The 14643-nt window shown below is 46.7% G+C and carries 14 protein-coding genes; 8 read left to right on the forward strand and 6 right to left on the reverse strand.

Annotated features, from left to right (window positions below; genetic code table 11):
- Positions 1-8 precede the first annotated feature (8 nt).
- The 3 genes from K9J17_02205 (at position 9) to K9J17_02215 (ending at position 3009) form a co-directional block, all read left to right on the forward strand.
- Positions 9-1280, forward strand: a complete 1272-nt coding sequence (locus tag K9J17_02205) for a M28 family peptidase (protein ID MCF8275520.1) — start codon at positions 9-11, stop codon at positions 1278-1280.
- Positions 1277-1948 carry a 16S rRNA (cytidine(1402)-2'-O)-methyltransferase gene (gene rsmI, locus K9J17_02210; protein ID MCF8275521.1) on the forward strand — a complete coding sequence of 224 codons (672 nt, stop codon included), beginning with the start codon at positions 1277-1279 and terminating at the stop codon, positions 1946-1948. The genes K9J17_02205 and rsmI overlap by 4 nt, the downstream gene beginning before the upstream one ends.
- Before the next feature lie 68 nt (positions 1949-2016).
- Entirely contained in the window at positions 2017-3009 is a 993-nt protein-coding gene (locus tag K9J17_02215; protein ID MCF8275522.1) for an SPASM domain-containing protein, read from the forward strand.
- 20 nt (positions 3010-3029) lie between these two features.
- Here K9J17_02215 and K9J17_02220 read toward each other — a convergent pair whose 3' ends face one another.
- Positions 3030-5279 (reverse strand): helix-turn-helix domain-containing protein, encoded by a 2250-nt coding sequence (locus K9J17_02220; protein ID MCF8275523.1) that lies wholly within the window; start codon positions 5277-5279, stop codon positions 3030-3032.
- Between the two features lie 39 nt (positions 5280-5318).
- Entirely contained in the window at positions 5319-8114 is a 2796-nt protein-coding gene (locus K9J17_02225) for a gliding motility-associated C-terminal domain-containing protein (protein MCF8275524.1), read from the reverse strand.
- Between the two features lie 105 nt (positions 8115-8219).
- On the opposite strand from K9J17_02225, the gene K9J17_02230 reads away from it, so the two are divergent.
- From K9J17_02230 to K9J17_02245, 4 genes are read left to right on the forward strand one after another with little or no spacing between them, the layout of a single operon-like run.
- Entirely contained in the window at positions 8220-9527 is a 1308-nt protein-coding gene (locus tag K9J17_02230) for a DNA/RNA non-specific endonuclease (GenBank protein MCF8275525.1), read from the forward strand.
- Complete coding sequence (locus K9J17_02235) at positions 9524-10414, forward strand: alkaline phosphatase family protein (protein MCF8275526.1); 891 nt, start codon at positions 9524-9526, stop codon at positions 10412-10414. The genes K9J17_02230 and K9J17_02235 overlap by 4 nt, the downstream gene beginning before the upstream one ends.
- Positions 10411-11082, forward strand: coding sequence for a DNA alkylation repair protein (locus K9J17_02240; GenBank protein ID MCF8275527.1), 672 nt, complete (start codon positions 10411-10413; stop codon positions 11080-11082). The genes K9J17_02235 and K9J17_02240 overlap by 4 nt, the downstream gene beginning before the upstream one ends.
- 38 nt (positions 11083-11120) lie before the next feature.
- Positions 11121-11315 carry a hypothetical protein gene (locus tag K9J17_02245; GenBank protein MCF8275528.1) on the forward strand — a complete coding sequence of 65 codons (195 nt, stop codon included), beginning with the start codon at positions 11121-11123 and terminating at the stop codon, positions 11313-11315.
- 2 nt (positions 11316-11317) lie between these two features.
- On the opposite strand, the gene K9J17_02250 is transcribed toward K9J17_02245, so the two are convergent.
- From K9J17_02250 to K9J17_02265, 4 genes are read right to left on the reverse strand one after another with little or no spacing between them, the layout of a single operon-like run.
- Positions 11318-11716: a hypothetical protein gene (locus tag K9J17_02250; GenBank protein ID MCF8275529.1), complete on the reverse strand. Its 399-nt coding sequence runs from the start codon at positions 11714-11716 to the stop codon at positions 11318-11320.
- Positions 11700-12449 carry a class I SAM-dependent methyltransferase gene (locus tag K9J17_02255; protein MCF8275530.1) on the reverse strand — a complete coding sequence of 250 codons (750 nt, stop codon included), beginning with the start codon at positions 12447-12449 and terminating at the stop codon, positions 11700-11702. Before K9J17_02255 ends, K9J17_02250 begins: the two co-directional genes overlap by 17 nt.
- On the reverse strand, positions 12446-13186 hold the full coding sequence (locus K9J17_02260; GenBank protein MCF8275531.1) for a DUF2071 domain-containing protein: 741 nt from the start codon (positions 13184-13186) through the stop codon (positions 12446-12448). Before K9J17_02260 ends, K9J17_02255 begins: the two co-directional genes overlap by 4 nt.
- Position 13187: 1 nt before the next feature.
- Positions 13188-13562, reverse strand: a complete 375-nt coding sequence (locus tag K9J17_02265; GenBank protein MCF8275532.1) for a DoxX-like family protein — start codon at positions 13560-13562, stop codon at positions 13188-13190.
- A gap of 113 nt (positions 13563-13675) precedes the next feature.
- Here K9J17_02265 and K9J17_02270 point away from each other — a divergent pair.
- Positions 13676-14643 (forward strand): CocE/NonD family hydrolase (locus K9J17_02270; GenBank protein ID MCF8275533.1); only part of this gene is annotated, 968 nt, incomplete at its 3' end.

Here is a 14643-nt window from a genome sequence, read left to right on the forward strand (position 1 = left end):
GCAGCCGAATGAAAAACGCGTTGATCGTAGCCCTTTTAATCTCATCTGTGTCCTCGGTTTGGGCGCAAGACATGGAGTATGCACGGGCAACATTGGATAAACTGTGTTCGGATGAGATGGCCGGAAGAGGCTATGTGGACGATGGCGATAATGCCGCTGCCTTTTATATCGAACAGGAATTTAAGGCGATGGATCTTCCCACATGGGACTACCACTATTATCAACCCTTCACATTTCCGGTTAACACATTTCCTGGGAAAATGCAGGTGGAGGTGGATGGCAAACCACTTGAAGCAGGAAAAGCATTCATTGTGGAAGCTGATGCGCCATCCATCAAGGGTACGTACGAATTGATGTACCTGACGAAGTTGCCTGCGGTAGCGCCTTCTGGTCGTGTGGTGGATAGCACGGCCTCGTACAAAGGGATTGTGGTGTTGGCAGATAGTCTGCTGAGCAAATTGCCGCCTCCTATCCGAGCAGCTGTTTTATCAGGAATGAAGAAAGCAGGAGCCAAAGGAATTGTGCGGATTGCCGAAGAAAAATTGACCTGGAGTGTATCGAAACAGCAGGCGCCATTGGCGCAGATCGCTGTGCTGAAAGACAAATGGCCAAGTGGCGCCAAAGAGATCACCTTCAATATTCAGGCTGATTTTGAAAAGCGGCACCGTACGCAGAATGTGATCGCTTACGTAGAGGGCACAGAATTCCCCGATAGCTTCCTTGTGTTCACCGCACACTACGACCACTTGGGTAAAATGGGCGAGAGCGTGATTTTCCGCGGGGCAAATGACAATGCCAGTGGTGTTTCCATGCTCCTGAATTTGGCAAAGCATTATTCCTTGCGCGAAAATGCCCCGAAATACTCCATTGCCTTTATTGCCTTTGCTGCTGAAGAAACAGGCTTAGAAGGTTCGTTCTATTATGTGCAGCACCCGATATTTCCGCTTAGCAGCATCCGGTTTCTCGTAAACATGGATATTCTAGGAACGGGCGATGAAGGAATTACGGTAGTGAATGGATCGGTACACACGAAAGAATTCGATCTGCTTACGAAGATCAATGAAGACCGCGGTTACCTGACAAAGGTGAAAAAGCGCGGAAAGGCGGCCATTTCTGATCATTATCCGTTTTCGGAGGCAGGCGTTCCGTGCTTTTACATCTATACGATGGGCGGCATTCAGGCCTATCATGATGTGTATGACGTGCCAGAGACGTTGCCGCTAACGGAGTTTGAAGATGTATTCCGCCTGCTCACTGATTTTGTAGCCACCATCAAATGAGCATACTTTACATTGTCCCCACTCCGATCGGCAACTTGGACGACATGACATTCCGAGCCATTCAGGTGCTGAAAGATGTAGATCACATTCTGGCTGAGGACACGCGCACATCTGGAAAGCTGATGAAGCATTTCGAGATAGGCACGCCAATGAGCGCATTTCACTTGAATAACGAGCACAAAGTGGTTGGGCGTTGGGTGAACGAATTGGTATCAGGAAAGAGTCTTGCGTTGATCAGTGATGCAGGAACTCCGGCCATTTCTGACCCAGGTTTTCTGCTTGTTCGCGAAGCGATAAAAGAAGGAGTAAGGGTGATCACTTTGCCTGGGGCAACTGCGTTTGTACCAGCGTTGGTGAATAGCGGATTGCCTTGCGAAAAGTTCCATTACGAAGGATTTCTTCCTCATAAGAAGGGAAGAGCCACACGCATTGCCGAATTGGTTGGAAAGGATGTGACGAGCGTTCTCTACGAAAGTCCGCACCGCATTCTGAAGACACTTTCTCAATTGCTTGAAGCGGCTGGTCCAGAACGGATCGTGTCCATTTCGCGCGAGATCAGCAAGCTGCACGAAGAGACCGTTCGGGGTACCATTCCTGAGGTGATCGAGTACTACGAGAACAATCCGATCAAAGGCGAGTTTGTATTGGTGCTTCAGGGCCGCTCCTGAAACGTACCTTTGCGCGCTACCATCATCTCTTGGAACTCAACGGAAGTATAAAAGACGGGCTCAATTTTATGCGGAAGGTCACCTTTCGCAGAGCTTGGAATGCGCTGAAAGTGCTCTTCAGTTTCTATTACACGAAATACACGGGTAAACCCACACAATGGGGTGTGCCGATCAGTATTTCGTTTGAGCCGACCACTAGTTGCAACCTGCGTTGTCCTGAATGCCCAAGTGGTTTGCGGCAGTTTACGCGCCCAACCGGTATGTTGGATAATGGCTTCTTCCGCGATACGGTGGAGCAATTGAAGGATGATTTGCTTTACCTCATCTTCTACTTTCAAGGCGAACCGTACCTCAATCCTGACTTTTTGGATATGGTGAAGTACGCTTCCGAACGCGGAATTTACACCGCCACAAGCACAAACGCTCATTATCTAAAGGATGAAAACGCCCGAAGAACTGTGGAAAGCGGTTTGGACCGCATGATCATTTCCATTGATGGCACCACGCAGGAAACCTATCAGAATTACCGCATTGGTGGCAATTTGGAAAAGGTGATTGAGGGCGCAAAGAACGTGGTGAAATGGAAGAAGGAACTGAATTCGCAGACGCCTCATCTCATCTTTCAATTTCTAGTGGTTAAACCGAACGAACACCAGTTGGAGGATGTGAAGAAGTTAGGGAAAGAAGTGGGGGTTGACGAAGTGCGTTTCAAAACCGCGCAGATCTACGATTACGAGAACGACCCGAACAAGCTCATTCCTGATAACCAGAAATACAGCCGATACAAGAAAACGGCTGACGGCCACACATCACTCAAAAACCCGCTACTGAACCATTGCTGGAAACTCTGGCATTCGTGCGTGCTTACATGGGACGGATTGGTGGTTCCGTGTTGCTTTGATAAAGACGCCACACATCAGCTAGGCGACCTCAAAAAGAACTCTTTTGACGAGATCTGGCAAGGCGAGAAATATCAGGAATTCCGAAAATCCATTCTCCGCAGTAGAAGCGAAATTGACATCTGCGCCAATTGCACCGAGGGCACGAAGGTTTGGGCGTAGAGACGCCACGCATGGCGTCTCTACGATTTCGCCAAATGCGCCTGCACCATCCTTATCTGACTATAGCTGTACTGTCCGTTGAGCTTGGTGTAGATCTCTCCCGAATTAGCGCCCTTGTTAGATTTTAGGGTCTGCTCAATCGTTTCGCGGTCGTCTTCATCCAGGTACTTATCAATGGCCAGCTCGCCTGCTTCAATGCCTTTGGCAATATGGCCTTCGATGGTGGTATTGGCCAATCCCCGTTTTTCTGCAATTTCTGCAATCGATAAACCGTCTTTGGCCAAGTCATAAGTCACCTGATAAGTGGCACCTTTCTCTGGTTTCGTTCCGCCTTTTTTCTTGCGCGTTTTTCCCGATTTGGTTTTCGTGTTCTTCGGATGTTCTTCAACAAAAGAGACGATCTGGCCAACCAATTCTTTTCTCTTGGCAATGCGCGCTTCGTCTTTTTTGGGCTGAGGCGTCACCTCTTTTCCTTCGATGATGCAGCGGGCGATGTGCTCGGCCATATCCATTTGCTCCCATTTTTTCATGAAGAGAAGATCAATCTCCGCCAAAGCCGTCTGGTAGGTCTTGGTGCGCGAAAACTGTTTCACTTCCTCCAAGTGCTTGACGAGGATGAACAGGTTTTTCTGAACGAATTCGATGTAGTAAGCGCTTCCCTTTGCAATGCGGTCCAATAGCTTTTCGTATTCGCGATGGTGGAGACAATAGCGGATCTGCTGTCTGAATTTGTCCGTGTTTCCAGCCTCTCGTGCGATATTATTTGAAAGAATGGACAGTGCCGATTTCATCTCTTCATCTTCAAATTCACCGCTCGAATCGTGTTTCTGTTCAATCTGAGCAATCAGTTTTTGAATCTCGCTGAGATCAAACGTTTCCGCCATCAGCGAAGCGAGGTAATTGGCCTGTTCCTGCTGAAGGATGGTGTTCAACGGTTCTTGGGCATCTTTCACTTTCCCGAATTCCACCACCTGATCATCGGTAGAAACCACGCTTGAATCGATCTTGGTTCTCAGGATCAGTCCGTTCAAAGATGTCAATCGCGAAAGCGCCACATAAACCTGTCCGGGCGCAAAAGCGTACCCCACATCGATCACGGCCCGTTCAAATGTCAACCCTTGCGATTTATGTACGGTAATGGCCCACGCCAATTTGATGGGATACTGGCTGAATTTCCCCACCACTTCCTCCTCCAGATCTTTGGTGGTCTCGTTAACCGAATATTTCTTGTTCTCCCAAGTTTCGCGTTTCAGCACGTAAGGCTCGTTGGTGCCGGCCATCAGTACCTCAATGCTATTATTCTTGATGGATTTCACCTTGGCCAACTTGCCGTTGAAGTAAATGCCATCCACCGTGTCGTTCTTCACAAACATCACTTGGGCACCTTCTTTCAGTTCTAAACTGTGCAGAACCGGATAGATGTTCTCGGGAAAATCGTCCTCAATTTCCGCTTCAAAATAGTGCGTTTCGGCTTCTAGCTTGTCCAACTCTTGGCGGTTCAATTCGTCTGCCTTGTAGTTGTGCGTGGTAATGGTAATGGTGTCTTTGGGAATAGAACCACCTTCGTGAAAATGCGCATTCAGCTCATCAATATCCGCTTGCGTAACGATGTTGTTCCGTAGGTTATTCAGAATGGAAATGAAGGTGTCATCCTGCTGACGGAAGATCTTATCCAATTCGATGTATACAAAACCAGCCTGCCGCAAACCGACTGATTCGAAAAAATGCGGACTGCGATAATACTGGCTCATTTTGCTCCATTCCCGATCTTTTACAATCGGAGGAAGCTGATACATATCCCCGATCATCAGCAACTGAACACCACCGAAAGGCTGCGAATAATTGCGTTTTACGCTGCGCATCCGCGAATCGATGGCGTCCAGCAGATCGGCACGGAGCATACTCACTTCATCAATAATGATAAGGTCGATATTTCGTAGCACATCGCGCCTTTTAGCGTTCAGCGGATGGCGCCTCACCAAGCTTCGTTGCGTATAAAAACTCGCACCGTCTGGAACCTCATCCGGAAGGTTTCTATCTGGTAGAAACGTGCCTAACGGTAAGAGGAATTGTGAGTGGATGGTTGTTCCGTTGGCGTTCAGGGCCGCAATACCCGTGGGAGCAAGTATCACATGCTTCTTGTGGGTGGATGCCGAAAGCTGACGAAGAAAAGTGGTTTTTCCTGTTCCTGCCTTTCCAGTAAGAAAAACATGACGGTTTGTGCTATTCACAAACTGTGCGGCCAAAGCGGCCATTTCGGTTACTTCCATTGTTGCCATGGGAGTTCGAAGATGGGAAAAACTAAATTACTATCGGATAAGTGTTACCGTTCCCAGCTTTTCAAACGAAGTATTGTTGTAAAAATCAGCCTTCACTTTGTAGGTATAAACGCCTTGAGGCGCAGGTTTTCCTTTGTAGTTGCCGTCCCAACCAACAAGTGTAATGTCTCGCACATTGGCAGATCGGTACACTTGTGTTCCCCACCTATCGTGTATCGTAAGTTCTGCGGAAAGAACACCAATTCCGTACCCTTTGAATCGGGAATTTTCCTCTGTTCCAGCGGGAATGAAGGCGTTTGGGAGGTAGATCACGGGTTGTAGCAACACTTCAATGGTCTGCGAAGCGGAATCGGAGCAACCATGCACATCCATTGCAATGAGCGACACATCATAAAATCCTTCAATGCCGAATAGATGGGAGGTGGGCATTTCCGTGTTTGATTCACCATCTCCAAAATCCCACAGGAACGAAGACCCACCTGTTCCAGAATAAGAGAATGTGCCAGCAACAAGCGTGGTTAAAATCTCTGGATCAATAGAAAATGTTGCCGTTGGCGGAGCGTAAACCTCTACGGTCTGAACAACAGTGTCGATCATGCAACCACCCTCGAGGATCAGCGTTACTGTAAACGCTCCACTTCCTGAGTAAGTGTGCGAAATGCTATCAGATGTGGCTGTGTTTCCGTCTCCCAGTTCCCAGCTGAACGAGGTTGCGCCAGAATTGGTGGTTGCCTCCAAGACCATCTCATCACCTTCGCAAACGTTGGTAAACGTAAAATTCGACTCCGGTGGAAGTTGCTGTAGCATGACGGTTTCAGTATCAACACAACCGATGCTATCGGTAACTGTAACGGAATAAACACCTTCAGCCAAATTGGTTTCGATGTTGTTCGTGTTACCTGAAGGAGGCCACAGAAATGAGTATGGAGGAGTTCCGTCTGTTACTGTTGTTGCTATTTCTCCATTAGCCGCTCCACAATCTGGTTGGGTAAGGTTTAGCGAAACCTGAGGAGGCGGAATACTATCAATCTTCACGTTGATGATCTGCACGCAATTGTTAGCATCTGTTATAGTGACAAAATAATCGCCTACCGCAAGGTTAGAAGCCGTAGCCGTATTTTGTGGTGGAAATGTGTTCCATGAATAGGCATAAGGAGCAGTACCAGAACTTGGAACAGCTGTGGCTGCGCCAACTCCTTGTCCGCAATCGGAAACGCGATTTTCTATCGTTGCATTAGGGGCGAAGTCATTCGTCAAGATGATTTGGTTGGTTGCTGTGCAACCAGCCTGATCAGTTACAGTAACCGAATATACACCTGCGTAGAGGTCAATTGCGTTAGGTGTCGATTGAATAGGGCTTGTGTTCCATGCGTAAGTGAATCCACCAGCTCCACCTGTGGCAACAACGCTTATAGACCCGTTGTTAAAACCACAATCTGGACGAACTGTAGTGATGGAATTGTTTATAGAAGTCGGTTGGGGAATGGTGATTGAAATGGTTTCCTGGCAGCCCGTTGCATCCGTTATGCTGACACTGATAGGCCCTCCAGAAAGTCCTGTAGCGTTCTGCCCAGTCTGTGCGGGTGACGTTTGCCAAGTGATTGTGTAGGGCGAGACTCCACCCGCAGGAATTATCTGTGCAGTACCATCTGAATAACCATTGCAACTCACGCCTGTGGTGGTACGATTGGTCAGGTCAAATGGACTATTGTTTTGGATGGTGATACTGCGGTATTCCTGACAACCGTTGGCATCGGTAACCCTTGTTAGATATGTTCCAGGAGTAAGCCCCGAGGCAATGGCTGTGATCTGAGCTGGGCTTGTATTCCACCAATAGGTATAAGGTTCGGTTCCAAGTGTGGCGACCGCTTCTGCCGATCCGTTATTTTGACCACAGCTGGCTGCAACTACATTCGTCACGACCACGTCTGGGCCAATGAAATCTACGCTGAATGAAAAAGTAGTTCCAGCAGGAGTTTCGTTTCCGCAGTTGTCTTGATAAGAGTTGCCATCGCTTCCAGAACCGATGGTGATAGTATAGGTTCCTGTTGTCATAATTTTATTTGCAAACCGAATCCGCAACTGATCTGAACGCCCACCCGTGCAACCCATGGCCGTAACATTGGTTACCACAACATTTTCCGGACCAGTAACGGTTATTTCTGATCCGTTTCCTGCAACACTGGAACAGTTGAATGCTTCGCTGAAAAATAAAAAGACCTCCTTCGGGTTACAGCGTCTCTTTAGGCTGATCGAATCGGGAACCGCAGGTTGATTATCAACGATTGATGCATTTCCTGAAAAAGTTAAGGTGTATCCGTTTTGCGAAGCAGTGAAATTGCTTACCATCAGTGCATACGATTCTCCTGCTTGAACGGCCACGGGAGCGTTCTGATTGGAGCCGCTTGAACCATTATTGTTTCCCGACCCTGAATTGCTCAAACCTGTGGAACCAGCATCCGCTGAATAATTGCAGCTCAATGGTAAATTGGTTCCGGCCAGAATTCCCGTACATGAATCATTCGACAAATTGTACAGCGCGAAATCATAATCGTCACTTGCGTTGTTTGGTGCCAGTTGAAATTGAAGATTTCCGGATGTATTTGCAGTAAATGTGTACCACACCGAATTCACTTCCCCGTTTCCAAGACAGGTGGTTGCCGGTGCCACTTCTTGCTCCGCACCAACCCCGCTGTAAGCCACATTCTGCGTGTAGCTGCTACTGCACACATAAATGGCATCAAAGCAATCTTGCTGCGCCTGCACCACCGATAGTGTGCTCAAGCATAGCAAAAGGGCAAGAAAACCTTTTTGGATAATGTGCATTTAGGTTGAATAGGAATTAGCAGTACGCTTGCGCAGGGCCTTGGTTGCTGAATTTTGGTTTTATCGAACGGGCAAGCTACCAAAATCACGTAACGGTTATTTTAAATGATGTTTCAATTCCCATATACTGATATTGCGATATTTGGCGCCATGCGCCACCTTCTTACTTTCCTGCTGCTCGCAGTTTCTCTAAGTAGCTTCTCCCAGTCTGTTGATGAATCGATAAGCAAGAAGACGCAGCGCTTGAATGAGATCAGCAAGGAATCGGAGCAAATTCTGGATGAACTGGAAGCACTGCGCTTAAAATGGATCCGCGAACAATTGGACGAAATGGGTTATCCGAAATCATCCAATGCATTTGAGGTGATCAGACATTTAGCCTTAACATTGGGATATTCTGAAAAAGATGAGCAGGCCGCTTGGGTGCAACATATCGTTATTCCAGAAGTGGAATTCGCCAATGTTTCCAGAACGAACGACTTTAGGATTGATTCATTGGTTTCCACCGGTTCAGCCAAAGAAGAAGACTATTTTCTGAAGAAGATCGGTGAAGATGGAACGATGGAATTTGATGGTTTCGGTTACGACCGAGGCCACTTGGCGCCTTCCGCTGATTTCCGTTGGAGCCAAAAGGCATTGAGCGAAAGTTATTACTACAGCAACATGAGCCCTCAGAAACCGGAATTCAATCGCGAGCGTTGGGCAGAACTCGAATCGTGGGTGCGCACCTATGTCATCGACTTCGATGAACCTGTGTTTGTCGTCACAGGACCGATACTGAAGGACGGACTCAAACAGCAAGGCGAAGACCACGTTTCCATCCCCCAGCAGTTCTATAAGATCATACTGGATGTGGAAGGAGCGGAGCACAAGGCAGTGGCATTTCTAATGCCCAATGAGCACTGCGCGTATCCTGTTTCCGGTTACGTAACGAGTATTGATACAATTGAGAAACTAACTGGATTAGACTTTTTCAGTTCCTTGGATGATGCGGAAGAAAACAAGCTCGAAGCAATGAATTCCTTGGACGGCTGGGTGCACGAGGACAACTCCGAATTCGGGGAAGTTGCCCCACTGAAAGCACCTCTTCCCAAAGGCTATTTCAATACGCTTCAGGCAAAGTATAAAGTGGGAGAAAAGACCAAGATCTGCGGTACCGTGGTGGCAGCAAAACGGAGCAGAAAAGACGCAGTTTATCTCAATTTTGACCAGAAATATCCGCGGAATGTATTCTACGCCAGCATCTGGAAGAACAATCAGAACAACTTCAGTTATGATCCAGAGAAGGAATTCTTAGGCAAGATCATCTGTGTAGAAGGCAAGGTGGAACTGTACAACGACCAAGCTCGCATCAGCGTCAATCGCGAAGAGCAGGTGAGTTATTGGGAAGATGTGATCGGGGAAAAGGATTGAAAAAAATCGTAATCATATTGTTTGTGCTACTGGTTGCGGGTTGCCAAACGGACCCACTGCCCTGCCGATATGATTGTGCTGATGACCCAACACTTTCCGATAAGCGCGTGCTTATTATCGGATTAGACGGTTGCCGAACAGATGCCTTTTTACAGGCAAACACGCCTGTAATGGATTCACTTTCTGCTGCCGGCAATCTCTACACTGATGTGAACCGTGGTCCGCACACAGTAAGTGCTCCAGGTTGGAGCGCTTTGCTTACGGGAGTTTGGAGCGACAAACATGGCGTCATCAGCAACGATTATTCAAATTCCCATTTTGACTTATATCCAGATCTGTTTACGCGGTTGAAGGAACGCTTCCCCTGTAAACGGATGTATTACGTTAACAGTCACCCGATCGTATCGGAAGGAATGTTGGCCATGGCCGATTTTGGAAAGGTGACGGGCGATGATGCCGAAGCTGCTTCTGATGCCGCGCAACTCATGCAAATGTGCCAGCCCGATGTCATGTTCATTCATCTGGACGACATTGATGGTGAGGGGCACGATACGGATTTCGACCCTCAGAATGAACGTTACATTGCTGAAATAGAGGACTGCGACCGTCAGATCGGGGCTATTCTTCGCGCCTTCAAAACAGCGTTTCCCACACAGGAGCATCTTGTGTTTGTAACCACCGATCACGGAGGCGAAGGAGGCGGCCATGGAAATGGTGATGACAACCTGAATATCACACACGTATTCATGATCGGAAGTTCTAATCTTGGTGAAATCTGGAAAGACACGATTGCCGAGCAGGTGGATCTATATCCAAGCGTGCTTCAGTTTTTGGAAGTGGAGATTGATTCCACCTGGGGCTTGGATGGAAAGACGTTGATAAAATGATCGCCTATCTCGAACCCTTAAAGCAGCTTTTTGAGGCAAATGCCAACGGAGAAAATGCCGAGGCGATGAAAGCTTATATGAAAGGAAGATTCGAGTTTTTCGGAATCAAATCGCCAGAAAGAAGAGAACTTCAAAAGCAATTCTTGAATGAGTATGGAGCGCCTATTCCGTTCGACCCCGATGTTTTTAGAGCACTGTGGCAAGCTGAGCAGCGTGAGTTCCAAATGTTCGGGTTGGACCTATTGCGGAAGCAGGCGAAAAAAGTGCAGGAAGGCGACCTTCATTTGATTGAGGAACTCATCCTTACCAAAAGTTGGTGGGACACGGTGGATGGTCTCGCCTCGTGGGTCTGTGGCCCTTACTTCCAGAAGTTTCCCGAAAAAACGCAATCGGTAACAGATGCTTGGGCTGTTTCAGAAAACCTGTGGTTGCGTAGAACAAGTATTCTGTTTCAACTTGGATACAAACAACAAACTGACACGGAGATTCTCCTAGATCACATCGAAAAGAACCTCGGTTCAAAGGAATTCTTCATCAACAAGGCCATTGGTTGGGCACTGCGCGAATACGCGAAGACCGATCCTGATTTCGTTCGAGAGTCTGTCAATCGTATGAAACCAGAGCTTCATCCTTTGAGTGTTCGTGAGGCACTGAAAAACCTGTCCTGATCTTTGGAATAGCCTATTGCGTTTCTTAACTTGAACCCATGGCAAACACACATTTAATCGAAGAGATCACAAAGCTTACGATGAAACTCAAAAAAGACCATCCCGATGTTTTCGAACATTTGGATGAGAACCCGATTACCCTAAAATTCACAAGTGGCCAAGGCGCAGATGAATCCGAACTGCACGAATATCTGGAGACCTTGAAGGATCTACTTGAGAAGCATGGCTCGTAAATTCAGTTACTGATGTAAGTAAGTGCGAATATGATGGTTACATACAGCCATAGAAACGAGAATGCGATATGAACAATTGTTTCAAAGACCTTTCCTTTCCAAACCTGAGACGAGTAGCCGAAGAACTGGAATAGGAGGCGAACGCCCCAAAAAATAGCCAGGCCGAGCGAAAGTGTTCTACCTAAATGTGTGGTCGTTATTTCGTGGGCAGAAGTGATGCATAAAACGCCCATCAGCAGAACCACGAAGGCGATGAAGAACGAATGCACATACATCAATTGTCTGTTGATAAGGCTCAATGAAACGAGTTCCTTTTTCCAATTGAAATAGGAAGGAAAAACTGCGTGAATGAGCGCTAAGGCGACAAAAAGCCAACCGATGATTTTAAGATGCAGTTCCATTTTTCGATAATGAGAAGATGGTGACAAAAGGCGTCAGATTTTTTTCGGAATGAACAGAAAAGTGAGCCTTTTCAAATGTGTTGAGCCACGTTTTTCTAGTATGGAAATGAAAGAATCCAATGGTGTAAGCAATAAAATTCATAGTGCTTCGCAGGTGTTCAACTACAACTACTTTTCCATTTGGTTTTGTTATTCGATTAAGTTCAGCAAAGAATCCAATTCGCTCCTTGTCATTCCGAATTTCGTGGGCTGACATAAATACAATTACAAGGTCAATTGTTATGTCATTCAACGGAATTTTCGCTGTTGAAATGGATGTCGTTCCCGGAAACGGAGTGCTGACCTTCCGCGCTCGTTTGATGGAAACCTCCGTATGTTTTTTGGGGTCGTAAAAATCGAAAGTTTGGAGTTGAGTGGTTCCAAAATGCTGTTGGATCAACTGGCTTGTCTCGTCAAACCCCGCATGAATGTTCACAATGGTTTTCGGAATCTCATCCAGTTCATTTAACCAGTTGAGAGAATAGAGTTCCGAGGCATCGTAAACGTAGAAAGTGACCAAAAGAGATATACTTGTTGTAGCTAAGATCAATACTGCGATGACATGCGCCACGGTGGACAAACTCCCCAAACCGTTAGCAACGATCAGAAGCAAAATGGCCAAACCAAATGCCAGAACGAAGAAATGCCAATTGAAACTTATAACTGTCCAAATACCTTGGAATGGTTTTCTCATCCTTTCCACTTTTCTTTTCGTCCCTTCTTCCATGAGTAGGGAATTTCGGTGATGATGAAAGCGTTAGCGAGCTGCTTGCTGCTTAAACCGAGACTGTCTAGGTATGCAAATTGCTGATTCAGCACTTCAATTGGTCTTGGGTTCCAATTCTGTCTTACTCCTTCAATGATCAGAACCTCTTTTTTGCTTTCATCATAGGTAAAAGTAAATGGCAGCGGACCAGCAAAACGCCTCGCTTCTTTCCAGTCTGAAAAGGGCGATCCCAACGGCAGTTTAGCATCCTCTGTTGCAACATTCACCTCAAGTTCGAAATCTGATTTGGTTGAGTCGATTTTCAGAACGCCATTGGTGTTCTCCGAGCGAATGTCCGTTGTGGAATAATTGTAATGGGTGAACAGATTACCGAAAAACTCCATTTTCTTTCGGTCCGTTTCTGATTTGATGATGTAGAGACCACGAAGGTTTTTTCCAGCACGGGTCGTGTATCTCACGAAGATCCGATAGCCGATCAGAAAAAAATCGTTTCCAAGGAATTTTGGAAATCCTTTTGGACGAAGGCCTTTGGTTTGAACCATCGCTACAGCAACAAATGCCCATTTGTCATCGAACGTGTCAAGACGTAGGCATTCAGGAATGAGCGGCTGTAGATCCTCTTTTGGAATAGCAAACGTGAGAACCACCGAACTATCGAAGTAAGCATTAACCGCAAACGGATGATCTTTTAGGAAGTCAAGCATGCTATTTCGGGTTCAATTTGAATTCGCGGTAATAGACAAAAGACACAAACAATACAGCAAACATGGCGTTAAACCGTCCCCAAAGTAATAGGTCTGGAACCAGAATGAACTCAAGTACATTCATTGTAAGAACAATGACAATTTGAGCAACAGCATTGAATTTTGAGGCCACTCTGCTCAAAACCCAAACACCCATTAGAATTTCTGAAAAGCCAATGCCTACTGTTAGAAAAGGACCGTAATCAGCGCCTAGAATTTGGGAGACAATCATTTCGTGCCTCGGAACAAGTCCGAAAACCTTGCAAACAAGTCCGTTTATAAACCAGACCAACGCCACCAAGAAGCCTGAGTATTTGTATAAAAGAGACCGATTCATGATGTGGTTTTCGAAAGTAGCGAATATGAAAGCTAAACGATCAAATGTTTCTGCAACAATTGACCGTTCATAACCGTGCTTGAAGGGTATCTTTGCGCGCTCAAAACCCCAACATGCGTTTACTCCTTTTTCCTGTTCTCCTTTTTTCATTCTTCATCGCCCACGCGCAATACAAAGACCCCAAAGGTTATGTGGCGTCCGATTCCAATCAGGTGTCGCCAGCTAAATACAATTGGGAGAAGAACGCTACTTACAAGAAATACACCCGGGAAAGTTATTATTTGGTGATGCGCGATAGCGTGAAAATTGCCGTTGATGTCTACATCCCGAAGGTGAAAAAAGGACATCATGGTAAGTTCCCGACCATATTGCACCAATGGCGCTATTGGAGGAATTTTGAGTTGAAATGGCCATATAGCATGCTAAGCAAAGCACCGAATGGTCCACTCGGAAAGTTCTTCAAGAAGATTGTTGCCAATGGCTATGTGCTGGTGAGTGTGGATTCGCGCGGGTCGGGCGCATCTGATGGTTGGAGAGCCCATCCTTGGACGGAATCTGAACGAAAAGACATGACCGAGATCATCGACCATATCATTGCGCAGCCATGGAGCGATGGGAAAGTGGGTGTGGCTGGCGTTTCTTACAGCGGAACCACTTCCGAATTTGCAGCCATTGAGCAACATCCAGCTGTGAAAGCAGTCGTGAACATGTATTCACTTTTTGATGTGTATCCGGACAATGCTTTCGTTGGCGGAATTCACAACATTGGTTTTACAGAGGTTTGGGGCGAAGCCAACGAAGCACTGGATAGAAACGAATTGCCTCCAAAGGCTGGCAAGGCCAAGAAATTCGTGAAAGGAGTTTCTATTCCGAAGAAGTTGTTTGATGGCCGAAGTGCCGAGGGTGTTTTCGAAAAAGCGCAGGAAGATCACAAGCAAAATGCAAACGTGAACGATGGCGCATTTACGATTGTGTACGGCGATGACAAGGCCAAGAGTAAAGCGGCAGTCAGTTCAGATGTGTTCAGTCCGCACACCTATTGGAAATTGGAAGATGCCAGCGGAGCTGCCATTTACAACTG

It is taken from the genome of Flavobacteriales bacterium, assembly GCA_021739695.1.
Classification (GTDB): Bacteria; Bacteroidota; Bacteroidia; order UBA10329; family UBA10329; genus UBA10329.

Bases quoted from the DNA above. Each gene is read 5' to 3' on its own strand.
- K9J17_02205 (MCF8275520.1), top strand. From the start codon at position 9: ATGAAAAACGCGTTGATCGTAGCCCTTTTAATCTCATCTGTGTCCTCG.
- rsmI (MCF8275521.1), top strand. From the start codon at position 1,277: ATGAGCATACTTTACATTGTCCCCACTCCGATCGGCAACTTGGACGAC.
- K9J17_02215 (MCF8275522.1), top strand. From the start codon at position 2,017: ATGCGGAAGGTCACCTTTCGCAGAGCTTGGAATGCGCTGAAAGTGCTC.
- K9J17_02220 (MCF8275523.1), bottom strand. From the start codon at position 5,279: ATGGAAGTAACCGAAATGGCCGCTTTGGCCGCACAGTTTGTGAATAGC.
- K9J17_02225 (MCF8275524.1), bottom strand. From the start codon at position 8,114: ATGCACATTATCCAAAAAGGTTTTCTTGCCCTTTTGCTATGCTTGAGC.
- K9J17_02230 (MCF8275525.1), top strand. From the start codon at position 8,220: ATGATGTTTCAATTCCCATATACTGATATTGCGATATTTGGCGCCATG.
- K9J17_02240 (MCF8275527.1), top strand. From the start codon at position 10,411: ATGATCGCCTATCTCGAACCCTTAAAGCAGCTTTTTGAGGCAAATGCC.
- K9J17_02245 (MCF8275528.1), top strand. From the start codon at position 11,121: ATGGCAAACACACATTTAATCGAAGAGATCACAAAGCTTACGATGAAA.
- K9J17_02250 (MCF8275529.1), bottom strand. From the start codon at position 11,716: ATGGAACTGCATCTTAAAATCATCGGTTGGCTTTTTGTCGCCTTAGCG.
- K9J17_02255 (MCF8275530.1), bottom strand. From the start codon at position 12,449: ATGAGAAAACCATTCCAAGGTATTTGGACAGTTATAAGTTTCAATTGG.
- K9J17_02260 (MCF8275531.1), bottom strand. From the start codon at position 13,186: ATGCTTGACTTCCTAAAAGATCATCCGTTTGCGGTTAATGCTTACTTC.
- K9J17_02265 (MCF8275532.1), bottom strand. From the start codon at position 13,562: ATGAATCGGTCTCTTTTATACAAATACTCAGGCTTCTTGGTGGCGTTG.